Below are 24,004 nucleotides of genomic sequence, written 5' to 3'. Positions count from 1 at the left end.
AGTATTCCAGCGAGTCGACTATGCTCACCTCAGCCGCGAAGATCAACCCCGAAGACCTGCACCCATCCCTCTGGCGTGCTTCGCAGCTGGCGCGCAGCACGTCGCGCTGTATCAGCACCGGCCACCCGTCGCTCGACAACCAGCTGCCGGGCGGCGGCTGGCCAACTGGATCGATGACGGACCTGCACACGCAGCAGCCCGGAATCGGCGAGCTGCGCCTGTTGGCGCCGGCGCTGTCCAAGGTGGCGAAGCGGCAGATCGCGTTCCTGCAGCCGCCGCACCCGCCCCAGGCGCTGGCCCTGGCCGCCATGGACATTCCGCCCGAGTCGGCGCTATGGCTGCGCGCCGACCGCACTGCCGATGCGCTGTGGGCGGCCGAGCAGGTGCTGCGCAGCGGGAGCTGCGGCGCGCTGCTGTTCTGGCAGCACCAGATCCGGGCCGAGAGTCAGCGGCGCCTGACCCTGGCGGCGCAGGAGGGCGAGACGCTGTTCTTCATGATCCGGCTGCTCGCCTCAGCGCAGGACGCATCCCCGGCGCCGTTGCGCCTGGCGCTGCGCCCGCGCGCCGGCGGCCTGGAGGTCGGATTCGTGAAAAGGCGAGGGCCGCAGCGCGACGAGCCGCTGTTCCTGCCGATGCAGATCAACCCGGCGCATCGCCTTCAGCCGCAGCCCCAAACCGTCCCGGCGCAGCCCGTCGCAGAGCCGGCGATGCACCAATAGCGCACCCGTCACGCTGCCTTGATTTGCCCTCTGATGGGCACGACGTTCCAGGGCTGTCCAGATTCGCAGGCAACCAGGAAGTTTGCCCACAGCTCCAGAGCGCTCCGCCGTTCTGGAATTTCTTCGCGCACGTCGTAGATCGCGTCCATTCCCTTCAGCGCGTGATTGAGGGCGATCTCGGATATTTCCCTGGACACGCCCATGTTGCGCATATGGCCTTTAGCCGTGCTTCGCGTGTCGTGCGGCGTGAAGCGCTGAATGTCGATATCGCCTCGGTTGAACGCGCGCTCGATGGCTGCCCATAGGGTGGTGCGGCCGACTGGCTTGCCGACGCGATCGGCGCGGCGGGCGGGGAGCACCCATTCAGACCCTTCGGCCAATGCGTGCAGCTTTCGGAACCAGCCCAGCACCGTCGGCGTCAGCGGTACGAGAAAGCCGGTCCGCGTCTTTACAGATTCGTCGGGCACGAGCCAGGTTCCATTGTCAAAGTCCACATGCTCCCAGCGCGCCTTGACCAGCTCAACAGTCCGGACGCAGGTCGCCAGCATGATGCGGAACGCCAGTGCATTCTCGACTCCAATATCCTCGACCCCCGCCAGCAGCTTCCGCAAGTCAGCTTCGGACAGCATGATGCGTCGGCGGATCGGAGGGCGGGGGCCGAGCAGGGCAGTCAGTTTGATGCCGGCCGCCGGGTTCACTCGTATGAGCTTGCGCCCGATGGCGTGGTCGAAAAGCTGGGTGACCGTGGTCAAGATCCTATTCTGCACGGTCCAAGTCTTGCCAGACCTCTCAAGCATATCGACGATCGCTTCCGGGCTCGTCGCGCGCACTTCATCCACACCCAGCGCGGGCACGATCACGTTGTTCAGGTCCTGCTTGCGGTAGTACACTGTCCCTTCAGCCAGGTGCCCGGCCTCCAGTACCTTCTCGATATAGTCGCTTGCCAGTTCCCGGACGGTCCACGCCGTTCGTGCGGCCAGCTTCTCCTGGCGCTTCTGCGCCGCCGGATCATTCCCCTTATCGATCTCCACCCGGCGCTCCGCCGCCATCTTCCTGGCCGCGGACAGGCTCAGGTCGGGGTAATTGCCCAGCGTCAGCTCGCGCGCCTTTGCTGCTAACATATAGCGCAGCACCCAGGTTGCAGTCCCAGCTTTAGATAGCGTAAAGGTTAATCCGCCGCCATCTGATTTTGCGATTGACTCGCCAGCGGCAACCCATCGCCTGATCTGCATGTCGCTCAGCAGGTGAATACCTCGTCGTGCCATTCTATACATCCAATTTGTGGTCAGTTTCGTAGCTACAAACGTAGCTACAAATCGGGACTGCGCAAGTCAGCGCCGAGATGAGACAACAGGATACATCACGAGGTCATGCCAAGGATGAGAATGAGTCTTTGAGAGACAGCAAGAGACGCCCGCACACACCCCTGAAAATTCCAGGTAACTATTTTCATTGTTCTATGTGTGTCATGGTAGAGTGTTGGCTGTAACATACTGTCGTGCGGCCAAGTTGCTTGCCAACGAGCTATTATCACCGAGTTTGCGGTGTTCCATCGGGCGACCGCTCTCTCCAAGGAGAGAGATGCAGGGTGGTCCCTTGGTGAAATCGCAACAGGTGATAATAAAATTGATTAACAGATTGCCAAAGAGTCTTGCTCCATTGCCGGGTCGGCGCTATAAACCAGATCAGTGGAGTTGATGTAAACGAACTCGGCAGTGTGAGTTTGTTGCTTTTCGGTAATAATAAAATTGCGTGAGGGCAACTTCCATTGTACCATTAGCGGGTCGTGAAGCAGGTTCGGTCGGACCGCACAGTTGTCCAGGGCCATCGACACGCGGTAGTGGTACTATTGTGAAATATTCGGTTTCACGAGTTAATAATCCGAACGCAGATTTGAAAAAGGACAGAAATGCGCAGTGCATTTGAAGCGTGGGCCCAGCGTGAGGGTCATATTGTTCGCCGCCGCGAAGACAAGCCCGAGGAATACCTCGTTTTTGAAACCCAGCGCCGTTGGGTGATCTGGCAGGCAGCGCTGGCACATGGCGCCAAGGCCGCCGCCGATGCCCCGTCGAAGTTCGCCAAGGATGGCGAGCAGAAGCCGGCGATCGCCCAGGACGAAGCAGCCGTGCGCAACCGCGTGCTGAACGAAGTGCTGGATGCCTTCAGCGAACTGGACGAAACCGCCGGCATGGAAGGCGTGCTCAAGGTCATCCAGGGCCTGAAGAAGAAGCAGAAGGCCGAGACCGAGAAGGCTTGACCCCGTCCGCATGCCGACGCGTTACCGTCATTACAAGGGCGGCATCTACGAGCTGGTGTGCGAAGCAGTGCTGGAAGCCGATCACACACCCGTGATCGTCTATCGCGGCCAGGATGGTGTCGTGTGGGTAAGGCCCCGTGACGCCTTCTTCGAGAGGGTAGCGGTCGACGGCAAGACCCTGCCGCGCTTCACCCTGCTCGACGCTACGCCCGCGTGAATGCAGCGGGCGGGGCTTCAGTTGCGGCGCCTTGCTGCCGTTAATCAGGCATCTGCCTCTTGAAGCCCGCCATGTCGTTTCCATTCCGCCCGTTCGCCGTTGCCGCCTTCGCCTCGCTTGCCCTGGGCGGATGCGCCACCATGTCCGACTCCCCCGTGCAGCAGCTCGAGGTGCGCGCCGTGCTCGATTACCGCGAGATCGGCGGGGTCGGTTGCATCCTCAGCAATGACGTCGGCCGCTGGTACATGATCGCGCCCGGGCGCGTGACCGTCACCCGCAGCAGCCAGCCGCTGTCGATCAGCTGCAAGAAGGGTTCGGCGGCCACCGCCGCCGAAGTCGTCCAGGCCAGGCTCGATACCGGCAACCTGATGGGCAACCTGGTCATCAGCGCGGGTCTCGGGTATTTCGTCGACCGCCATTCGGGGGCCGGCTATGGCTATCCGGCCATCCTGACCGTCGTGATGCAGCCGTCCGCGCCGCCACCCGAGGCGGCGGGCGCGAATCCGCTCGAGACGCGGGTATTCTGACCCACCAAGTACAACGGCCCCGCATGCGGGGCCGTTCTCGTTGCAGCGCCTCGGGCGGCGCTTGCACCCTCGCTTTACACCCTGTTCATCAGGAACGTGGTCAAGAGCGGCACCGGACGGCCGGTCGCGCCCTTGTTGGCGCCCGATTTCCAGGCGGTGCCGGCGATGTCCAGGTGGGCCCAGGTGTACTTGCGGGTGAAGTTCTCCAGGAAGCAGGCCGCGGTGATCGAGGCCGCGCCCGGGGTGCCGATATTGGCCAGGTCGGCGAAGTTCGACTTGAGCTGGTCGTTGTAGATCTCGCCCAGCGGGAAGCGCCAGGCGACGTCGCCGGCCTGCTTGCCGGCGTCCAGCAGTTCGTTCGCGAGGCCGTCATGCGCGGCGTCGTCGCGGGTAAACAGGCCGCTGGTGTGGTGGCCCAGGGCCACGATGCAGGCGCCGGTCAGGGTCGCGATGTCGACCACGGCGGCCGGCTTGAAGCGCTCGGCGTAGGTCAGGGCGTCGCACAGGATCAGGCGGCCTTCGGCATCGGTATTCAGGATCTCGATGGTGGTGCCGTTCATCGCGGTGACGATGTCGCCTGGCTTGCTGGCGCGGCCGGACGGCATGTTCTCGCAGGCGGCGACGATGCCGACCACGTTGAGCTTCAGGCCCATCTCGCCGATGGCGCGGAAGGTGCCCAGCACCGAGCCGGCGCCGCACATATCGTATTTCATCTCGTCCATGCCCGGGCCGGGCTTGAGCGAGATGCCGCCGGTGTCGAAGGTGATGCCCTTGCCGACCAGGACCACCGGCGCGTCCTTCGCCTTGCCGCCGTTGTGCTTGAGGACGATAAACTTCGGCGCTTCGTCGCTGCCCTTGGCCACCGACAGGAAGCTGCCCATCTTGAGCGCTTCGAGCTGCTTGCGTTCCAGGACCTCGATGTCGAAGCCATAGTCGTCGGCCAGCTTGCGCGCGGTGGTGGCGAGGAAGGTCGGGGTGCACACGTTCGGCGACAGGTTGCCCAGTTCCTTCGTCAGGTTCATGCCGTTGGCGATGGCCGCGGCCTGGGTCAGGGCAGCCTTGTCCAGGCCGGCGCTTGGTGCGGCAACGACGATCTTGCGCACGCCGGCAATGGCCGGATCCTTCTTGCTCTTCTGGCCGTCGGTACGGAATTCCGCATCGCTGGCGCCGATCACCAGGGCGCGCAGCGCCCAGTTTGCGTCGCGCTCTTTCACGCTGTCGAGCGGGAATGCGATAATGGCGTCCGCCGCGCCCAGGGTGGAGAACACCTTCAGTGCGGCGGTGACGCCAGTGGCAAAGCTTTTCTCGCTGACGACTTCATCGGCGCCGAGGCCGACCAGCAGCACGCGGCTAGCTGCCACGCCGGCCACGCCGCGCAGCAGCAGGGTCGAACCCGGCTTGCCGCTGATGTCGCCCGACTTGAGCGCCGCGCTGATGTCGCCGTTCACATCGAGTGCTTTTGCCGCAGCCGACAGTTTCTTGTTTTCGTACACCGCAACCGCGATGCAGCCGGATTTCGCAGCGGCCAGGGTGTTTTTTGTGTCGAATGCTTTTATGCTAAAGTCCATTTGGTTCTCCGTTTCGATGTTTGGCGGCGGACTGCCTAATCTGCAATTATAACTACTCTATTGAATGATTTTCCGACGTTCCCTGCAACGTGAACTGGCGAGCGCCGCGGGCGCCACTTTCACGGTGCTGTTTTCCATCCTCGTCACCTGGACCCTGATCGCCATCCTCGGCCGGGCCGCGGGCGGCAAGGTGGCATCCGGCGACGTGCTGGCGTTGATCGTCTTCCGCAGCGCCGAGCTCTTGCCGATCATCCTTATCCTGACGTCCTTCATCGCGGTGGTCGCGACCATCACGCGCAGCTACCGCGATTCCGAGATGGTGGTCTGGTTCGCCTCGGGCCAATCCCTCATTGGCTGGATCCGACCGGTGCTCACGCTCGGCCTGCCGATGGTGGCGCTGGTCGGCGCGCTGTCCTTCGTCGTCACGCCGTGGGCCAAGATGAAGAGCGCCGAATTCGTCGAGCGCTTCCAGAAGCGCGAAGACCTGCAGCGGGTGGCGCCGGGCCAGTTCCGCGAATCCAGCTCGAGCGACCGCGTGTTCTTCGTCGAACGCAGCGCCGAGGGCTCGACCGTGGTGCAGAACGTGTTCGTCGGCGGCGTCGACGGCGACAGCCACTCGGTGGTGGTGGCCAAGCAGGGCGTGATCGAATCGGACGGCAAGGGCGGCCAGTTCCTGGTGCTCAGCAACGGGCGCCGCTATGAGGGCGTGCCGGGCCAGGCCGATTTCCAGACCATGGAATTCGAGCGCTACAGCATGCGCGTGGCGACCCAGGCGCCGATGATCGGCGCCGACGTGCCGGTATCGGCGCTGTCCACGCCGGCGCTGCTGGTCGCGCCCAACCGCTTTACCCAGGCCGAGCTGCTGGCCCGCATCGCGGCGCCGATCACCTGCCTCGTCCTGATGCTGCTCGCGATTCCGCTTGGCTTCGTCAATCCGCGCGCGGGGTCGTCGGCCAACCTGATCGTCGCGCTGCTGATCTTCTTCACCTATAACAACCTGGTGCGCCTGTCGGAGGCCAGCGTCAAGCAGGGCAAGCTCGCCTTCGCCATGGGCTGGTGGCCATTGCACCTGACTGCGCTGCTGGTGGTGGTGGGGCTGTTCGCATGGCGCCTGAACGTGAACCACCGTTATCATCCGCTGGTCCTGATCAGCGCCTTCAAGCGCCGCCGCCATCTGAAGAAATCGCCGGTCGCCAAGCGCGAGGAGGCGCGCGCGGAATGAAAATCCTCCAACGCTATTTCGCCGTCAATATTTTCCAGGCGGTGGCCTTCGTGCTGGCCGCCTTCCTGGCCCTGGTCGCCTTCATGGACCTGACCAGCATCCTGCCGTCGGTCGGCAAGAACGACTTCGGCATGCAGCACGCCTTGTTGTACGTGCTGCTGCTGGTGCCGGGCAATGTCTATCAGGTGATGCCGGTGGCCGCCCTGATCGGCACCATCTATACGATGGCGCAATTCGCCTCGAGCTCGGAATTCACCATCATGCGCGCCTCGTCGATGTCGACCCGCCAGGCCGCCATGATGCTGTTCAAGATCGGCGCGGTATTCGTCCTGGTCGCCTTCGTGTTCGGCGAACTGATCACGCCGCGCACGGCGCCGATCGCCGAACGCATGCGCCTGACCGCCAAGGGCGGTTCGGTGTCGGCCGAGTTCCGCTCGGGCATGTGGACCAAGGACAGCGTGCACGCGGACGGCGTGCGCGGCAACATCACCGGCTCGCGCTTCTTCAACGTGCGCCGCATCGCGGCCGACGGCCAGCTCGAAGACGTGCGCCTCTACGAGTTCGACAACAATATGCGCATGCGCTCGGTGGTCACGGCGGCGCGCGGCACCTATGGCGGCAACAATACCTGGCGCCTTTCCGATGTCACCGAGACCATGTTCGCCAATAGCCGCGAGCTGCCGGCGCCCGGATCAAAGGTCCCGGCCGGACAGACCATCCAGAGCACCTATGGCCAGGAAACGGCCTCGGTCTCGACCCGCAAGCTCGACAGCTATGTGCTCGTTTCCGAGATCACGCCCAAGATCCTGTCGGTGTCGCGCTCCGACCCCGAACGCATGTCGGCCGCCGAACTCGCCGTGTACACGCGCCACCTGGCCGAGAACCGGCAAGAGACCGAACGCTTCAAGGTCGCGTTCTGGAAGAAGGTCATCGATCCGTTCTCGATCTTCGTGCTGATGGCGCTGGCGCTGCCGTTCGCCTACCTGCACACGCGCAGCGGCGGCGTCAGCCTCAAGATCTTCATCGGCATCATGATCGGGGTGAGCTTCCTGCTCATCAATTCACTGTTCTCGCACCTGGGCGTGCTGACCATCCTGCCGGCCTTCCTGACGGCGGTGGCGCCCAGCCTGCTGTTCCTGCTGATGGCGCTCGGGGCGCTGTGGTGGGTGGAAAGGCACTGATGACGCATTCGACCCAGCGCGGCCTGGTCCTGTTCGCTCACGGCGCGCGCGCCGCCAGCTGGGCGGCGCCGTTCGAGCGCCTGCGCGACGCCACGCAGGCGCAGGCGCCCGATTGCGCGGTGACGCTGGCTTTCCTGGAGCTGATGACGCCGAACCTGCCGGACACGGTGGCGGCGATGGTCGCGCGCGGCATCGGGCACGTCACCGTGGTGCCGGTATTCCTGGGGCAGGGCGGCCACCTGCTGCGCGACCTGCCGGCCCTGTGCGACACCATCCGCGCCGCGCATCCCGGCTTGAACCTGAACGTGGTCGGCGCGATCGGCGAAGACCCGGGTGTGCAACGCGCCATGACCGATTATTGCCTGGCAGCGGTCGGCATTTAATATTTGCCTTGCCGGCTTTATGTTCAAATAATATGTTGGTTTTCCGTCATAAAGCCGCATAATATTTAGCGTCACCCTATCAGGAACAGCTTGCCTGGTGCATGATCGCCTGAAGTCTTCTTCAGGATATCCGCATGAGCATCGAACTCGACTACGCACCGGTCGGCATCGTCGACGACCGCGACACGCTGCTGACCACCCTGCACGACGGCGACATCGCCGCCACCTTGCGCGCCATCGACACCGGTCCGCTGACCGGCGGCCGTTGGGTCATCGACGGCCAGACGCAGCCCGGCCTGTTCCGCATCGCCTACGATCCGGCGCTCGACATGTCGGCGCGGCTGATCGTGGCGAATGCGGCCTTGCTCGAGGAAGGCCGCTCGACCTCGGTGACCGTGCACTACTACGACCACAATCAGCTCGACGCGCGCGGCAATCCCTTGCCCGGCCTCGGCATCGCCGAGACGCTGGTGTATGCGGTGGAGGCGGGACGCACGCAAGACCTGGCCGGCTTCGGCGCCGAGTATGCGGCGGGCGCGAACGGCGCCGCGAGCGATCCGGCCATGACCACGCTGGCCGATGGCCGCCTGGTCGCCGTATGGCAGGCGGGCAGCGCAGGCTTGACGGTCCGGATCGGCGATGCCGTGTCCGGGATCGGCGGCGCCGCGCGCGAGCCGGCGGTGGCGGCGCTCGCGGACGGCGGCTTCGTGCTCGCCTACGGCGTGGATGGCGGCATCGCCTACCGCATCGTGGGCGCCGACGGCGGCATCGGAGAAGCGCACAGGCTTGACACCGGCGCGCATGCGGACGCCGCCATGCCCGACCTGGCGTGTTTGCAGGACGGTTCCTTCGCCCTGGCCTGGCGCGAAGGCGGGCAGGTCGCGGTGCGCCAGTTCGAGCCCGATGGCACGCCGCGCGGCGCCGTCGAGACCTTCGGCGCGCTCGGCACGGCCTACAGTCCCCAGGTCGTGGCGCACGGCGACGGCTATGCCGTGTCCTGGGGCGAGATCGGCGACGGCAACGTCTACCTGGCGCGCGCCGGCGCAGCCCCGGTCGCCGTGAATGGCGACGGCATGGCGGCCAGTGCCGGCACCGGCGCGCCGCTGCCCGGCATGACCGCGCTGGCGGACGGCGGCTTCGTGGTCGCCTGGGACAGCTATGCCAACAACCCCTTCGGCTTCGCCAGCAGCGACATTTTTTTCCAGCGCTACGACGCCGCCGGCCAGCCGGCGGGCGGCATCACCCAGGTCAACACCGACTTCAGCATCGGCGGTCGGTTCGACGCCCAGGTGACGGCGCTCGCCGACGGCGGCTTCGTCGTGGCCTGGCAGGCGGGCGACTTCGATGGCAACGGGATTGTCGGACGCCGCTTCGACGCCCGGGGCGAGGCGCTCGATGCGCGCGAGTTCGCGATCAACGAGCTGCGCCAGGGCGACCAGGCCGGCCCGGCGCTGGGCGCGCTGGCGGACGGCGGCTTCGCCGCGGCCTGGGTCGACGCCCAGGCCGATGGCGCTGGACGGATAGAGACCCGGATCGAGATGCGGGTGCTGGCCGGCGCCGTGCCGGAGGCGCAGGAGCAGCCGCAGGCGCTCAGGCTCGACATCGACGGCGCCGCCGGACAAGCCTACCGGCTGTACGCGGCGGCCTTCGACCGCACGCCCGACCCGGCGGGGCTGGGCTACTGGATCGCCGCGATGGACCGGGGCGTGAGCCTGCAGGCGGTCGCCGCCGGATTCACGGGCAGCCAGGAATTCACCGACCTGTATGGCGCCCACACGAGCGATGCGCAATTCGTCGACCTGCTGTACCAGAACACGCTGCACCGCGCGCCGGATGCGGCGGGACGCCAGTTCTGGGTCGATGCGATGCAGGCGCATCACGCGCCGCGCGAGGAATTGCTGGCGCAGTTCAGCGAGAGCCCGGAAAACCAGGCGCAGGTGATCGGGTCGATCCAGGACGGGATCGCGTTCACGCCGTGGGGCGGATAAGGTTGGGCGTCAGGCCTGGTGTTCGCGTTTGGCGAGCGCCTCGCCCATCATCACCAGCACCGGCCCGTGGCCCGGCTCCAGGCCGCGCGCAAGGTCGGTGAGCGTCAGGCGCAGGATGCGCTCGTCGGCGCGGCTGCAGTTTTCCACCACCACCACCGGCAGGTCGGGACGCCGGCCCTCGGCCAGCAGGCGCTCGGCGGTGGCGGCGGCTTCGCGCCCGCCCATGTACTGGACCAGGGTGTCGGTTTCGGGCAATGCAGGATGATCGGGTTCGTCCGGCGCCGTGCTCGAGGTGAAGAAGGCGACGCTGCGCGCCAGGCCGCGCTTGGTCAAAGGCTGCTTGGTCGCTGCAGCCGCGGCGACGGCGGTGGTGATGCCGGGGACGACCTCGACCTCGATGCCTTCAAGCTCCAGCGCGCGCAATTCCTCGTCGGCGCGCCCGAACAGCATCGGATCGCCACCCTTCAAGCGCACCACCAGCGCATGTTTTTTCGCGCACTCGACCAGTTGTTCGTTGATCAGGGTCTGCGCCGTCGAGCGCTGGCCGGAGCGCTTGCCGACCGAGATCTTTTCTGCGCGTGCGCACAACGCCAGCATCTCGGGCGTGACGAGGGCGTCGTACAGCACCACGTCGGCCTCGGCCAGCAGGCGCGCGCCGCGCACCGTGATGAGGTCAGCCGCGCCGGGACCGGCTCCCACGAGATATACCTTGCCCAGCGCCGCCATACAGTCCTCTTGTAACGATTACTCTTCGATGCGGATCATACCCGCTGCGACGGTCTGGTGGGTGACTTCGTCGATCAGGATGAAGGCGCCGGTGGCGCGGATGTCGGCATAGGCGTCGGCCGCCAGCGGCTGCTGGACCGTCAGCTGCACGCGCGCGATGTCGTTCAGCTTCAGGCCTTCGGCCGGATGACGCTGTTGCGTGTTCACGTCCAGGATGGTGTCCAGGCGCGCCACCTTGGCCGCGGTCTGGCGGGTGCCGTGCTTGATCCAGTATTTGCGGCGCAGGTCGAGCGGCTCGTCGGCCATCCAGCACACGTCGGCCGTCACTTGCTTGAGCAGGGTCGCCGGCTGCTCGCTGCCGGCCAGCATGTCGCCGCGCGAGACGTCCACGTATTCGTTCAGCACCAGGGTCACCGACTGGCCGGCCACGGCCGACTCCAGCGAACCGTCGAAGGTGACGATCTCTTTCACCGTCGCGCTCTGGTTCGAGGGCTGGACCACCAGCCTGTCGCCGACCTTGACCACGCCCGATTCGATGCGGCCCATATAGCCGCGGAAGTCGTTCGCCTCGTGGCCGTTGTGACGCGCCACCAGCTGCACCGGGAAGCGCAGTGGCGCGGCGTGCGACTGGTCATAGACCGACAACGATTCGAGCAGCTCGATCAGGGTCGGGCCTTCGTACCAGGCCAGCTTGTCCGAACGGTCCACGACGTTGTCGCCGGCCAGCGCCGACAGCGGGATCGCGGTGATGTCCTTCAGGCCCAGCGAAGCGGCGAATTTCTCGTATTCGGCAACGATGCGCTCGTAGACGCCGCGATCGTAGTCGACCAGGTCCATCTTGTTGACGGCCACCACCACGTGCTCGATCTGCAGCAGCTTGGCGATGGTCGAATGGCGCTTGGTCTGCGTCAGCAGCTGGACGCTGCCGTCGTCGCCCAGCTTCACCTTCGACACGTCGATCAGGATGATGACGGCGTCGGCGGTCGAGGCGCCGGTGACCATGTTGCGGGTGTACTGCTCGTGGCCCGGGGTGTCGGCGATGATGAACTTGCGCTTGGGCGTGGCGAAATAACGGTAGGCCACGTCGATCGTGATGCCCTGTTCGCGCTCGGCTTCGAGGCCGTCGGTCAGCAGCGACAGGTCGATGGTGTCGCCCACGGTGCGCTTGTGCTTGGCGCGCGAGACGGCGGCCAGCTGGTCGGCGAAGATGCCCTTGCTGTCGTACAGCAGGCGGCCGATCAGGGTGCTCTTGCCGTCGTCCACCGAGCCGGCGGTGATGAAGCGCAGCAGGGTCGAACCGGCTTGTTGCTTGAGTTGTTCAGTCATGGCGTTCATCAGAAGTATCCTGCTTTCTTGCGTTTCTCCATCGAGGCTTCGGAAGTCTGGTCGTCCATCCGGGTCGCGCCGCGTTCCGTCACTTCGGTGACGGCGGTCTCGGCGATGATGCCGGCCACCGTATCCGCACTTGATGCCACCGGGCAGGTGCAGGAGATGTCGCCGACGGTCCGGAAGCGCACGGTGCGGTTTTCGACGGTTTCGCCTTCGCGCGCCGGGGTGAGCGGGGTCAGCGGCACCAGCAGGCCGTTGCGCGGGATGACGTCGCGCTGGTGGGCGAAATAAATCGACGGCAGCGCCAGCTGTTCGCGGGCGATGTACTGCCACACGTCCAGCTCGGTCCAGTTCGAGATCGGGAACACGCGCATGTTCTCGCCCGGGTGCACGCGGGTGTTATACAGGTCCCACAGCTCGGGGCGCTGGGCTTTCGGGTCCCACTGGCCGAACTCGTCGCGGAACGAGAAGATGCGTTCCTTGGCGCGCGCTTTTTCTTCGTCGCGGCGGGCGCCGCCGATGCAGGCGTCGAAGCCGTGCTCGGCGATGGTCTCCAGCAGCGTGACCGCCTGGGCCGCGTTGCGCGAATCCGTCTGCGGATTGCGCAGGCGCACGGTGCCGCGCTTGATCGAGTCTTCGACGCTGCCGACGATCAGGCGTTCGCCCAGTTCAGCCGCACGCGCGTCGCGGAAGGCGATCACTTCGTCGAAGTTGTGGCCGGTGTCGATGTGCACCAGCGGGAAGGGGAATTTGCCCGGGCGGAAAGCCTTCTCGGCCAGGCGCAGCAGGACCACCGAGTCCTTGCCGCCCGAGAACAGCAGGGCAGGGTTGCTGCATTCGGCCGCCACTTCGCGCAGGATGTGGATCGCTTCCGATTCCAGCGCGTCCAGGTGGGCGGCGTTCACGTCGCTCAGTATTACGTTGTCGCTGATAGTTGTCATTGCTGTGCCTGTTCTTTTCTCGGTCGTGGCTCAAGCAGCCACGGATTTGATGCGAATAAGTTTGCCGTCCACCACGTGCAAGCCGCATTCCTTCGATTCCGGGTTTTCCCACCACCAGCGTCCGGCGCGCACGTCCTCGCCCGGCTGGATGGCTCGGGTGCAGGGCTCGCAGCCGATCGACGGATAGCCGCGCTCGTGCAGGGCGTTGTAGGGCACGTCGTTGCTGCGCAGGTAGTCCCAGACGTTCTGCTCGCTCCAGTCGGCCAGCGGATTGAACTTCTGCATGCCGTGCGCAGCATCGTCTTCCTGCACCGCCAGCTCGGCGCGCGTGCTCGACTGGGCGCGGCGCTGGCCGGTGATCCAGGCGCGCTTGCCGGCCAGGGCGCGGCCCAGCGGCTCGACCTTGCGGATGCGGCAGCATTCCTTGCGCATCTCGACGCTGTCGTAGAAGGCGTTCAGGCCGTGGTCCGCGACGTAGCGCTCCACCGCCTCGGGTTGCGGGCGGTACAGGGCGATATCGTAGTCGTACGCTTCCTTGACGCGCTCGACCATCGACAGCGTCTCGGCATGCAGGCGGCCGGTCTCGAGCGAGAAGATCGCGATCGGCAATTTCGCTTTCAGGATCAGGTCGGTCAGCACCATGTCTTCGGCCGCCAGGCTCGATGCGAACACGGCCGGCGTGAAGTCGCGGGCAATACGGGTCAGTATCGCGTGGGTTTCTTCCACGCGATGATGCAGGTCGCTCATGCTGGAAGCTCCTAGATGCCGGCGCCGACGTCGCGGTGCTCCGCCGGGGTATCGCGAGGGACCCGGCGGAACAGCGGGATCGGATTGTCGACCGTCGCCTGGTAGGTTTCCGAAAACACCGACAGGCCCTTGAGCGCGTCGTGGATGCTGCGGTCTTGCCGGGTGGCGTAGGCGTCGAAGCCGCAGCGCGCCATCTGGAACAGCTGGTCGCGCAGCACGTCGCCGATCGCGCGCAATTCGCCGGTCCAGCCCAGGCGCTTGCGCAGGTTGTAGGCGATCGAATAGCCGCGGCCATCGGTAAATTTCGGGAAGTCGATGGCGATCACCTGGAAGCGCTGCAGGTCGTCCTTCAGCACGGCCGCGCTTTCGTCAGGCGCCAGCCACACGCCCAGTTGTGCACGCTGTGCGAGCGCTTCACGCTGGGCTTGCCACACGGTCAGCGGCACGATGATCTTGCCGGCCGGGACGTCGACGCTGTCGGCGGTTTGTCCCTCGTCGAGCTTCAGTACGCTCCAGTCGTCATCGACCACTTCGCGACCCTTGATGATCTGTGGGTGTCGGTCAAGCATAGTGGTCCTCTCCAACCAGTTCGCCCGCCGCGATCGGCGTGGCATAGACGTGTTCCTTGAATGGGGCGATCCCCAGGCGTTGCACGGTGTCGACGAAGCGCTCACCCTCGACGCGACAGCGGACATAGACTTCAAGCAGGCGTCCGATGACTTCAGGCATCTGCACCGCCGAGAACGACGGGCCGATGATCTTGCCGATGGCGGACTCGTTGCCCTGGGCCCCGCCGATCGACACCTGGTACCACTCGCTGCCGTCCTTGTCGACGCCCAGCACGCCGATATTGCCGACGTGGTGGTGGCCGCAGGCGTTGATGCAGCCCGAGATGTTCAGTTCGATGTCGCCGATATCGTGCTGGAAGTCCAGGTCGTCGAAGCGCTCGGCGATGGCGGCGGCGATCGGGATCGATTTCGCGTTCGCCAGCGAGCAATAGTCGCCGCCGGGGCAGGCGATGATGTCGGTCAGCAGGCCGATGTTCGGCGTGGCCATGCCTTTCGACTTGGCCAGCTGCCAGACCTCGAACAGCTTGCTTTGCTCGACGTCGGCCAGCACCAGGTTCTGCTCGTGGGTCACGCGCACCTGGCCGAAGCTGAAGCGGTCGGCCAGTTCGGCCACGAAGTCCATCTGCTCGGCAGTGGCGTCGCCTGGCGGCACGCCGGTCTTTTTGAGCGACAGCACGACGGCGGCATAGCCCGGCACCTTGTGCGGCTTGACGTTGCGGTTGAGCCAATTAGCGAAGGCGCGGTTATCAGGTTGCGATGCAGCGACGTCGCTATCCGCCAGCTCGCGGTAGGCGTGCGGCTGGAACCACTTGGCCACGCGGTCGAATTCTTCCTGGGTCAGGGTTTCGGGGCCATCCTTGAGGTCGGCCCATTCTTCCTCGACCTGGCGCGTGAATTCCTCGACGCCGAGGGCCTTGAGCAGGATCTTGATGCGGGCCTTGTACTTGTTGTCGCGGCGGCCGTGGGTGTTATACACGCGCATCACGGCTTCGGTATAGGTCAGCAGGTGCTGCCACGGCAGGAATTCGCGGATCACGCTGCCCAGGATCGGGGTGCGGCCCATGCCGCCGCCGGCCATGAACTTGAAGCCGACTTCGCCGGATTCGCTGCGCACGACGGTCAGGCCGATGTCGTGCACGGCGATCGCGGCGCGGTCTTCCAGGGCGCCGTTGATGGCGACCTTGAACTTGCGCGGCAAGGCCAGGAATTCGGGGTGGAAGGTGCTCCACTGGCGCAGGATCTCGGCGAACGGACGCGGATCGATGATCTCGTCGGCCGCCACACCGGCGTACTCGTCAGTGGTAATGTTGCGGATGCAATTGCCCGAGGTTTGGATCGCGTGCATTTCGACCGAGGCCAGGTCGGTCAGGATGTCCGGCGTCTGCTCCAGCTCGATCCAGTTGTACTGGATGTTCTGGCGGGTGGTGAAGTGGCCATAGCCGCGGTCGTACTTGCGGGCGATATGGGCGAACATGCGCACCTGGTCCGCCGACAGCAGACCGTACGGCACGGCCACGCGCAGCATGTAGGCGTGGCGCTGCATGTACAGGCCATTCTGCAGGCGCAGGGGCAGGAATTCTTCTTCCAGCAGCTCGCCGGAGAGGCGCCGGGCGACCTGGTCGCGATACTGTGCGATGCGCTCGCGCACGATGAGGTGGTCGTAATGGTCGTAGCGGTACATTAGCGGGGTCCGTATGGAGAGGCGGATGGTGTTCGCCCATTAAATAATGTCCCGATGATACGGAGCTAAGCTTATATTCCAAACTACGGATAATTTATTTGCTTATATACGTAACCCGAATAAGCATCTTAGAATGTCGTTCGCAGCAGCCTGATGTCCTTTACACAACAATAATTATCAAATGAATCTCCACCAACTGCGCTTCGTGCGCGAGGCCGTACGCCAGAACTACAATCTGACCGATGCCGCCAAGGCATTGTTCACCTCCCAGCCCGGAGTCTCGAAAGCCATCATCGAGCTGGAAGAAGAGCTGGGCGTCGACATCTTCACCCGCCATGGCAAGCGCATCCGCGGCCTGACCGAGCCGGGACGGCTGGTGCTGCAATCGGTCGAGCTGATCATGCAGGAGATCGACAGCCTGAAACGCATCGGCAAGGAGTACGCCGCCCACGACAGCGGCAGCTTCACCATCGCCACCACCCATACCCAGGCGCGCTACATGCTGCCGAAGGTGGTGCAGGGCTTCATGCAGAAGTATCCGAAGGTGCGCCTGTCGCTGCTGCAGGGCAATCCGAAGCAGATCGCCGACATGGTCAAGAACGACCAGGCCGACCTGGCCATCGCCACCGAATCGATCACCGCCGTCGATGGCCTGATCACCTTGCCCGCCTACCAGTGGGAACACGTGGTGGTGGCGCCGCCGGACCACCCGCTGTTCAAGTCGCGCGCCATTTCGCTCGAAGAAATCGCCAGCTACCCCGTGATCACGTATGATGCCGCCTTCGCCGGCCGCAGCAAGATCGACCACGCCTTCGGCCTGCGCAACCTGAAGCCGGATGTGCTGCTGGAAGCGATCGACGCCGATGTGATCAAGACCTATGTCGAGCTGGGCATGGGCGTCGGGATCATCGCCGGCATGGCCTTCGACCCCGAGCGCGACCGCAACCTGCGCGCGCTGCCGGTTGGTCACCTGTTCGGCATGAATACTTCGCGCGTGGCGATCAAGCAGGGCGCCTACCTGCGCAGCTATATCTATACCTTCATCGAGCTCTTGACGCCGACGCTCAACCGCAAGATGGTCGAGTCGGCGATGCGCGGTGGGGAAAACTACGAACTGTGATGGAATGACGATGGACAATAATTGTGCCGTAAACCCGGTGATTGCCTACTACGACGGCATTGCCGCCCACTACGACAACGCTAGCGCCGAGTATTCGGAAGAGCAGCTGGAAGACCTGGACGAGGCGCGCGAGCAGCTCGCCACCCTGCTGGCCGGCCACCGCATCCTGGAACTGGGTTGCGGCACCGGCGCCTGGACCGAGGTGCTGGCCGAGAGCGCCGACTTTGTCCTCGCAACCGACGCCAGCGCAGCCATGCTCGACCTCGCGCGCATGCATGGCGAAGACCTGGACAATGTCGACTACCGCTTGGTCGACGCACTGGCGCTGCCGGACGATCTCGGCAGCGGCGACGACAAGTTCAGCGCCGTGTTCATGGCCGGCCTGTGGTCGCGCCTGACGCGCGACCAGCAGGAAGCGCTGCTGCTGTCGCTCAAGAAGCGCCTGGGCAAGGACGTGCTGCTGGTGGTTTTCGACGACGCCTATGTCGAAACCGAGAGCGCCACCATCGCCCGCACCGACCTGCAGGGCAATACGCACGAATTCCAGCTCGACGCCGACGGCAACCGCCACGAGCTGGTCAAGAACTACCCGACCGACAGCTATCTGCGCAAGCGCCTGGACAAGGTCGGCCGCGAGATCAAGATCGCGCGCTGGGAATTCTACTGGGTGCTGACCTGCCGCCTGAAGTGATGGATCGGGAAGCACCGCAGGACCTGCACATCTGGGTCGACGCCGACGCCTGTCCGGGCGTCGTCAAGGACATCCTGTTCCGGGTGGCCGAGCGCCTGCAGCTGAACGTCACGCTGGTGGCGAACCAGCTGATCCGGGTGCCGGGCTCGCGCTTCATCCGCGCACTGCAGGTGCCGGCCGGGCCCGACGTGGCCGATGCCGAGATCGTCGCGCGGGTGAACGCCGGCGACATCGTCGTGACCGGCGACATTCCGCTGGCGGCGCTGGTGCTGGACAAGGGCGGCCTGCCGCTCAACCCGCGCGGCGAGTGGTATACCAAGGACACGATCGCCCAGCAATTGACGATGCGCGCCTTCATGGAAGAGTTGCGCGGCAGCGGCGTCGACACCGGCGGGCCGGCCGCCTTCAGCCAGGCCGACCGCCAGAACTTTGCGAATGCGCTGGACCGCCAGCTGGCGCGTTCCAGGTCGCGCGCACCGGATCGCCAGACCGGCGCCTAGCGTCGGATGGCAATACATATTGACCCGCGCACGATGCTGTTGTGTCGTTGATAATAATGTTGTTCTTGTTATAATGGGCCAAGGGTGCGCGCTCCATTGCGGAGTGTGGCAGGATGCGCGATGGTCGGGCCGCCACGCGTAACAGTTCACGCCCATGTCAACCGGACGCAAGCGTGAACGTTGAGAGCTTGCCATGCACGCCAACGTCACACGCACTCGCCGCATCGAACCACTGTCAGCATTCCCGAAGGTGACCGCATGACGCGCGCCCGCTACGGACTGCGTTCGCCCGATAGCCCCGATGGCCGCAGCGGCGCCAGCCTGCTGATCGAGCGTATGTACGCCTGGCGCGGCTACCAGGCAGCAAGGCTCGACGCCGACGACCCGTACCGCATCACCCTGACCGCGTCCGACCGGGACGAGGTGGTGGGCACCCTGACCATCGGGATCGATGCCGGTCACGGGCTGATGGCCGACCATATGTACAAGCAGGAACTGGATGCTTTCCGGCGCGACGGCGCGCGCCTGGCCGAGGTCACCAAGCTGGCGTTCGACCATTCGGTCCAGTCCAAGCATGCGCTGGCCAGCGTGTTCCACCTGGCCTTCATCTACGCCCGCGAGATGCACGGCTGCACCGACGCCGTCATCGAAGTCAATCCGCGCCACCGCCGCTTCTACCAGCGGATGCTCGGGTTCCGCCAGGTGGGGGACCTCAGGACGAACCCACGCGTGAACGCGCCTTCTTACCTGCTGCACGTCAGCCTGGCCTATGTGGCGCAACAGGTCGAGGCGGTAGGCGGCGCGTTCAGCCGGGGCGTCGTGACCGGAGAGCGCTCCTTTTATCCCTATTTCTTTTCGCCTGAGGAAGAACACGGCATTGCGACTCGCCTGCTGCAGGCCGAGGCGACGGACCGGTAAATGGTGATGTCCGCATAAATCATGCAAAGTTTTCCCATGCGGGTAGGGGTTACCCGACGACGTGGTCCAATCAGCGCACCAGCCATTCATTCAGCATGTTTGCAAGAACCGGTGAAAAGGCTTCGAGACGATTGTCTTGAGGATTCAGTAAGTCAGCGACGACCAGCTTGATAAGTTCTTCGTCGTCCAGCTCATCGGATGGATTGACTCCACTTTTCCATAGCAGGGCGTCGCACAGGCGTTTGCGTTTTTCTACTAACGCCTTATTGGCCGATTCGCAATCGCCCAGGTTCAGGACGCGGATGGTCTCGCTGGCCCTGTCGGTCAAGCCCTCGATCCGGCCGCTGAGCTTGAATCGAAATTCTGACTCGCATTCGATCATGAACGGCGTCAAAGGCAAGTGCTGGGCACGATGCGCTGCATCGCAGTGATTCACACCTCTGCAGCTTGCGATGATGTTGCTGAAATCGACAGTTCGTCCACCGGCGAGATGCTGCGCTTCAACATGTTCATTCGTCGTGTCCTCCGATCTGCCTGAAACGACATCGCAACAATAGCCGCATAGGTAGAACTGCTCGGCGGCGCACGCACGGCGGATGGCGTCGCGTTCGACGTGACTCAGGTCGCCGTACTTCCCATTCGGATTTTTACGTTTCCAGCTTGTCAGTTGCGGTGGCTCTGCACCTTTATCAATCTTTCGCAACGCGCATCTCCTGCTTGCGAAGCAGCACTCTTGCCCTTGCTAAATCCAGATGTTGAGGCGGAAGTTCCGATTCGAGCGTGCCGATTACCTGTCTGGCTTCCTCCAATCGATTGTCCTGAATAAGGTCAAGGAGGTCGTTCAGCCGTGTTGCCACAGAAGCGTTACGGATGTGCGTATCCATCACTTCAAGCAGAACCGTGTTCGCATCCTGCCCATATAGAGACGGCACGCGTGTGAGATGCCCGTCATCCAAAGCATAGACAAGAACATCCTTACTGTCACTGATGACCAACGGCGAGTGGGTGGACAGCACAAACTGACAGTTGGGGAAGGTCGTCGTCAGGCGAGCGATGATGTCGCGAGCCCAGCGCGGATGCAAGTGCATATCGACTTCATCGATCAATATCAGTCCACGGCCCTTCAGCGGATCCGGCAGGTCGGGATTCATCATTGCGAGACGTCTTGCAATGTCGCCCACCAAGGCCATCAACGACTTTTCTCCCTGCGACAGTTGCGAAACGTTGAGGGATTGCTCACCCTTGTCAATTGACATGTACAGCTTCGGTTTCCTGCGCACTCTTAGATTGCCAAACCCTGGCATGAAAGCTGCAATGGCCGTTCGCACCGCACTTAGCTGCCGATCCCTGGACGCATCTTCCAACTTCTGCAATGCTGCCCGCAATTCAGGTCGAGCTCCAAATATCAGGTCAATTTGATCGAGCTTCTCTGGAGGAATGCTTTGCTCGTTTTCACTGTCTTCCCGCTCTCGAAACCATTCAAAAAAACGACGAAAATCGACGCCCTGGTTGAGCGAATTGTCATAGCCATCAAGTTGTTGGAAGGTGTGCTTTTCACGAATCTTGAGTGGAATATCCAAGACTACACGTTCTACGGGGTAGAATGCAATCAAGGGTAGGTTGGACTGATCGTAGATCGTCAGGGCAGTTCGATAGACGTCGGCTAGGTGGACGACCTGCGATAATTGAGATGAATGCTCGCCCTTGCGTCCCGCGCGGGTTTTGACGAGTGTCCATTCGAACCGGTCAGTTTCGTCCGTGGTAGAGATCTTGATAGCAGCGGAATTGGCGCCATTCCTGATCTGTTCTTCCAAAATACTGTTTCCGGTACTTTTCCCGCTGCGCAAGCGGCCTACGAACCAGCTCAGCGACGTAGCGAGGGACTTCAATACGGTCGTCTTTCCCGCACCGTTGTCTCCAATGAGAACAGTTACATTAGATCGAACGTCGGCAGTCGGTGCGAGCGGCATCGATAGAGAGCGAAATGGTCCAATATTTTCCAGCTCTAACTGCTCAATTCTCATACTTGTCCTGTCTTATCAACCTGCCGTTGCCATTAACGCAGGTGCTCTACTGCGATCTGGCTCGAGTTTAATCCGTACGCTTCGGATCAGTACCCGAATCATACCGCTTTAGGGGGTGTGAATGCTGGAAGCAGCAGGTACTGGCGACAGGACAAGGCGTGATTGCGTTGCGTCGGCAATAGAAAACGCCGGCTGAGCCGGCGTTAAATGTCCCCGCGGATGCAAGGACCTGGAGGATACCGTCGCGAATCGCCGTTGGCAGTACGCGCAGCGATCCGTGATTAGAACGAGTGACGCAGGCCGACGGTGAACACCGACGGATCGGCGCCCAGCGCGGTGGCTGGCGGGGTCACGTTGTTCGACGAGGCGTTGATGCCGAACACGCCGCGGCTGTTGTTGCGCAGCTGGGCGTAGGTGGTGTAGATGTTGGTGCGCTTCGACAGCGAGTAGGTGTACGACACCGACACGGTGTTGCCCTTGGCATCGGTGTTGTCCAGCTTCTGTTGCTGGAAGTTCAGGAAGAACTTGTTCGCGCCGACGGCGTACGAAGCGCCGATGTTGGCGTTGGTGTATTCCGGGTTGACAGCGTTGCCGGCGCCTTCCAGCTCGGCCTTCATCCAGTTGCCCTTGATTTCAAACGCGCCGAAGTTGTAGCCGGCGCCGAACGCCATTTCCTTGTCGTCGCCTTCGGTCAGGCGCTCGATGGTGTGGTAGCCGGCGCCCAGGTACAGGCCGCCGTTCTTGTATTCCAGCGATGCGCCCAGCAGGTCGCCCGATGGGTCGACGGTCGTTTCGCCGGTCGAGTAGGCGGCGTTGACGACGAAGCCCGACAGCGAGTTCGATTTGTAGTTGACCGAGTTCGCCAGGCGACGGGTCAGGCGGCTGGTGCCGAAGGCCGACAGGTTCGAGCCGTACAGGCCCTGGCCGTTGATGTCCGATGCGGCGGCGACGGCGGCGATCGGCGAGTATTCGCGACCGACGGTCAGGGTGCCGAACTCGCCTTGCAGGCCGACCACGGCGCGGCGGCCGAAGGTCTGCGAGTCGGTGGCGCCGGTGTCGAGCGACACGCCGGCTTCGATGTTGAACAGGGCTTTCAGGCCATTGCCGAGATCTTCGGTACCGCGGAAGCCCAGGCGGCTGCTCGACTGGTTGCCCGAGCTGACGGTGGTACGGCGGTCTTGGCCCGGCGCATCGGTGTCTTCCAGGGCGATGGCCGCGTCCATCACGCCGTAGATCTGGACGTTGGTCTGGGCTTGGGCGAACAGTGGCAGGGACGACAGCACAGCGGCGGCCAGGAACTTATACTTCATGAAGATCTCCAGTTTGGTTTCGACAAGATGTTGAGTTATCAATCAACTCAGATCGACAGCGATCTTATCGAGCCAATATGTCGAGTTCATGACATCCTGACTATGTTGTTTTTACGCAATAACCGAATAATATTCTTTACTTTCGGCATCCGTAGAACGTGTCAGACGACGTGTCCGCTCAGCGGCAGCACGATGTCGATGCGGGTGCCGGGCGGTTCGTCGCCGGCGATGGTGATGTCGCCGTGCATGGCCCAGACCCGCTCGCGCATGCCGACCAGGCCCAGCGACTGGGCCTTTTCCATGTCCTCGGCGCGGATGCCGCGGCCGTCGTCCTGGATCGTCACCAGCAGCTCGCCATTGGTGCGATACAGATTGAGCAGCACGTTTTGCGCCCCCGCATGGCGCGCGATATTGGTCAGCGCTTCTTGCACGATGCGAAACACGGCCGTGCTGGCGGCGTCGTCCAGGCGCAGCTCGGCCTCGTCGGCCAGCAGCGTGCAGGCGATGCCGTGGCGCTCGACGAATTCGTCGCGCAAGCCCTGCAGCGCGAAATACAGGCCGCCTTCGTCGAGCGCGCGCGGACGCAGGTTGGTGGCGATGCGGCGCAGCGAAGTGATGGCGGTGAGCAGGTTGTTTTCCATGCCGGCGATCAGGCGCACGCTGGCGTCGGGCAGGTGGTCGACCCGCGTCAGCAGGGTCAGGTCCATGCGCAGCGAGGCCAGCAGCTGGCCCAGGTCGTCGTGCAGTTCGCGCGCGATGTGGGTGCGTTCTTCTTCGCGGATGCTCTGCAGGGCCGATGACAGCTGGCGCAGCTGGTCGTGCGAGCGCGCCAGCTTTTGCTGCACCAGGTGGCGCTCGGAGACGTCGCGCAGGATCACCGTGAACACGGGGCGGCCCTCGTGTTCCACGCCCGAGATCGAGCCCTCGACGGGAAACAGCTGGCCGCCGGCGCGGATGCCGGTGACGGCGTAGTCGGTGGCGCGCCGTCCGGCACGCCCGCCGCCGGCCGGGAAATAGTCGAGCGGGGTGTGCGCCTCTGGCGAGGGCGGCTGGATGAAGCGCGACAGCCGGGCTCCCTGCATCGCGCTCACGCTGGAATTGAACATCTGGGCCGCGGCCGGGTTGGCCAGCAGGATGGTGGCGTGCTCGTCGACCGACAGGATGGCGTCGCTGGCGCTGTGGACGATGCGGCGACTGTCGACGCTGCGCGCGGCGCGCTGCGGACTGCGGGCCCGGCGCAGGGCGGCCGCCATATTGCCGGCGCAATAGCCGCCCAGGAAGCCGGCCACCAGCACGGCCGGACCGGTGCGGCGACTGCGTGTCCTGCGCTGAGGTCTCATGCGGGAAAGATAGTTAGCGAAGACGGCCGCGGACGCGGGCCGGGAT

24 protein-coding genes are annotated in these 24,004 nt (G+C 64.0%); 12 read left to right on the top strand and 12 right to left on the bottom strand.

Translation table 11 applies throughout. The features are described from left to right. Positions 1-20 precede the first annotated feature (20 nt). Positions 21-719: a translesion DNA synthesis-associated protein ImuA gene (gene imuA, locus LO55_RS24715; RefSeq protein WP_071363490.1), complete on the top strand. Its 699-nt coding sequence runs from the start codon at positions 21-23 to the stop codon at positions 717-719. Positions 720-727: 8 nt separating this feature from the next. Here the strand turns inward: imuA and LO55_RS24710 are convergent, their stop codons facing one another. After that, positions 728-1,984, bottom strand: a complete 1,257-nt coding sequence (locus LO55_RS24710; protein WP_071363489.1) for a tyrosine-type recombinase/integrase — start codon at positions 1,982-1,984, stop codon at positions 728-730. Between the two features lie 644 nt (positions 1,985-2,628). On the opposite strand from LO55_RS24710, the gene LO55_RS24705 reads away from it, so the two are divergent. From LO55_RS24705 to LO55_RS24695, 3 genes are all read left to right on the top strand, one after another. Next, positions 2,629-2,976, top strand: a complete 348-nt coding sequence (locus tag LO55_RS24705) for a phiTE_015 family protein (protein ID WP_005669287.1) — start codon at positions 2,629-2,631, stop codon at positions 2,974-2,976. A gap of 10 nt (positions 2,977-2,986) precedes the next feature. Beyond that, entirely contained in the window at positions 2,987-3,193 is a 207-nt protein-coding gene (locus tag LO55_RS24700; RefSeq protein ID WP_071363488.1) for a DUF1653 domain-containing protein, read from the top strand. A 71-nt stretch (positions 3,194-3,264) separates the two neighbouring features. Then, positions 3,265-3,720, top strand: a complete 456-nt coding sequence (locus LO55_RS24695) for a hypothetical protein (RefSeq protein ID WP_071363487.1) — start codon at positions 3,265-3,267, stop codon at positions 3,718-3,720. Between the two features lie 74 nt (positions 3,721-3,794). On the opposite strand, the gene LO55_RS24690 is transcribed toward LO55_RS24695, so the two are convergent. Continuing rightward, positions 3,795-5,288: a leucyl aminopeptidase gene (locus LO55_RS24690; protein WP_071363486.1), complete on the bottom strand. Its 1,494-nt coding sequence runs from the start codon at positions 5,286-5,288 to the stop codon at positions 3,795-3,797. 64 nt (positions 5,289-5,352) lie between these two features. On the opposite strand from LO55_RS24690, the gene lptF reads away from it, so the two are divergent. The 4 genes from lptF (at position 5,353) to LO55_RS24670 (ending at position 10,062) form a co-directional block, all read left to right on the top strand. Beyond that, positions 5,353-6,510: an LPS export ABC transporter permease LptF gene (lptF, locus tag LO55_RS24685; RefSeq protein WP_071363485.1), complete on the top strand. Its 1,158-nt coding sequence runs from the start codon at positions 5,353-5,355 to the stop codon at positions 6,508-6,510. Further along, complete coding sequence (gene lptG, locus LO55_RS24680; RefSeq protein WP_005669296.1) at positions 6,507-7,691, top strand: LPS export ABC transporter permease LptG; 1,185 nt, start codon at positions 6,507-6,509, stop codon at positions 7,689-7,691. Before lptF ends, lptG begins: the two co-directional genes overlap by 4 nt. Then, positions 7,691-8,074: a sirohydrochlorin chelatase gene (locus LO55_RS24675; RefSeq protein WP_071363484.1), complete on the top strand. Its 384-nt coding sequence runs from the start codon at positions 7,691-7,693 to the stop codon at positions 8,072-8,074. Before lptG ends, LO55_RS24675 begins: the two co-directional genes overlap by 1 nt. A gap of 134 nt (positions 8,075-8,208) precedes the next feature. After that, positions 8,209-10,062 carry a DUF4214 domain-containing protein gene (locus tag LO55_RS24670; protein WP_071363483.1) on the top strand — a complete coding sequence of 618 codons (1,854 nt, stop codon included), beginning with the start codon at positions 8,209-8,211 and terminating at the stop codon, positions 10,060-10,062. A 9-nt stretch (positions 10,063-10,071) separates the two neighbouring features. Here LO55_RS24670 and cobA read toward each other — a convergent pair whose 3' ends face one another. Genes cobA through LO55_RS24640 form a run of 6 tightly spaced genes read right to left on the bottom strand, consistent with a single transcriptional unit; the run spans position 10,072 to position 16,055 of the window. Further along, positions 10,072-10,788, bottom strand: coding sequence for a uroporphyrinogen-III C-methyltransferase (cobA, locus tag LO55_RS24665; protein WP_071363482.1), 717 nt, complete (start codon positions 10,786-10,788; stop codon positions 10,072-10,074). Positions 10,789-10,806: 18 nt separating this feature from the next. Beyond that, complete coding sequence (locus LO55_RS24660) at positions 10,807-12,123, bottom strand: sulfate adenylyltransferase subunit 1 (RefSeq protein WP_071363481.1); 1,317 nt, start codon at positions 12,121-12,123, stop codon at positions 10,807-10,809. Beyond that, positions 12,123-13,058, bottom strand: a complete 936-nt coding sequence (gene cysD, locus LO55_RS24655; RefSeq protein WP_005669306.1) for a sulfate adenylyltransferase subunit CysD — start codon at positions 13,056-13,058, stop codon at positions 12,123-12,125. The genes LO55_RS24660 and cysD overlap by 1 nt, the downstream gene beginning before the upstream one ends. Positions 13,059-13,088: 30 nt before the next feature. Next, positions 13,089-13,805, bottom strand: a complete 717-nt coding sequence (locus tag LO55_RS24650; RefSeq protein WP_071363480.1) for a phosphoadenylyl-sulfate reductase — start codon at positions 13,803-13,805, stop codon at positions 13,089-13,091. 11 nt (positions 13,806-13,816) lie between these two features. Next, entirely contained in the window at positions 13,817-14,374 is a 558-nt protein-coding gene (locus LO55_RS24645) for a DUF934 domain-containing protein (RefSeq protein ID WP_071363479.1), read from the bottom strand. Beyond that, a complete protein-coding gene (locus tag LO55_RS24640; RefSeq protein WP_071363478.1) occupies positions 14,367-16,055 on the bottom strand; it encodes a nitrite/sulfite reductase in 1,689 nt (562 codons plus the stop codon). Before LO55_RS24640 ends, LO55_RS24645 begins: the two co-directional genes overlap by 8 nt. 181 nt (positions 16,056-16,236) lie before the next feature. Between LO55_RS24640 and LO55_RS24635 the strand changes: the two genes are divergently transcribed. The 4 genes from LO55_RS24635 to LO55_RS24620 all read left to right on the top strand — a co-directional run bounded on the left by LO55_RS24635 (position 16,237) and on the right by LO55_RS24620 (position 19,284). Next, positions 16,237-17,175 carry a CysB family HTH-type transcriptional regulator gene (locus LO55_RS24635; RefSeq protein ID WP_071363477.1) on the top strand — a complete coding sequence of 313 codons (939 nt, stop codon included), beginning with the start codon at positions 16,237-16,239 and terminating at the stop codon, positions 17,173-17,175. A 10-nt stretch (positions 17,176-17,185) separates the two neighbouring features. Further along, the gene (locus LO55_RS24630) at positions 17,186-17,866 is read left to right on the top strand and encodes a class I SAM-dependent methyltransferase (RefSeq protein WP_071363476.1); all 681 of its coding nucleotides are present in this window, start codon (positions 17,186-17,188) and stop codon (positions 17,864-17,866) included. Positions 17,867-17,889: 23 nt separating this feature from the next. Continuing rightward, complete coding sequence (locus LO55_RS24625) at positions 17,890-18,366, top strand: YaiI/YqxD family protein (RefSeq protein WP_071363964.1); 477 nt, start codon at positions 17,890-17,892, stop codon at positions 18,364-18,366. Positions 18,367-18,624: 258 nt separating this feature from the next. Next, on the top strand, positions 18,625-19,284 hold the full coding sequence (locus LO55_RS24620; RefSeq protein WP_071363475.1) for an N-acyl amino acid synthase FeeM domain-containing protein: 660 nt from the start codon (positions 18,625-18,627) through the stop codon (positions 19,282-19,284). A 70-nt stretch (positions 19,285-19,354) separates the two neighbouring features. Here the strand turns inward: LO55_RS24620 and LO55_RS24615 are convergent, their stop codons facing one another. From LO55_RS24615 to LO55_RS24600, 4 genes are all read right to left on the bottom strand, one after another. Continuing rightward, complete coding sequence (locus LO55_RS24615) at positions 19,355-19,987, bottom strand: HNH endonuclease family protein (RefSeq protein ID WP_071363474.1); 633 nt, start codon at positions 19,985-19,987, stop codon at positions 19,355-19,357. Beyond that, positions 19,974-21,308 carry an AAA family ATPase gene (locus LO55_RS24610; protein ID WP_071363473.1) on the bottom strand — a complete coding sequence of 445 codons (1,335 nt, stop codon included), beginning with the start codon at positions 21,306-21,308 and terminating at the stop codon, positions 19,974-19,976. Before LO55_RS24610 ends, LO55_RS24615 begins: the two co-directional genes overlap by 14 nt. 281 nt (positions 21,309-21,589) lie before the next feature. After that, on the bottom strand, positions 21,590-22,618 hold the full coding sequence (locus tag LO55_RS24605) for a porin (protein WP_005669326.1): 1,029 nt from the start codon (positions 22,616-22,618) through the stop codon (positions 21,590-21,592). A 161-nt stretch (positions 22,619-22,779) separates the two neighbouring features. Then, positions 22,780-23,958 (bottom strand): PAS domain-containing sensor histidine kinase, encoded by a 1,179-nt coding sequence (locus tag LO55_RS24600; protein WP_071363472.1) that lies wholly within the window; start codon positions 23,956-23,958, stop codon positions 22,780-22,782. Between the last annotated feature and the right edge of the window lie 46 nt (positions 23,959-24,004).

Origin of the sequence: Massilia timonae (genome assembly GCF_001866515.1) — a bacterium.
GTDB lineage: Bacteria > Pseudomonadota > Gammaproteobacteria > Burkholderiales > Burkholderiaceae_D > Telluria > Telluria timonae.
The sequence above is the reverse complement of the archived record's forward strand: the minus strand, read 5'-3'. Positions and strand labels throughout refer to the sequence as shown.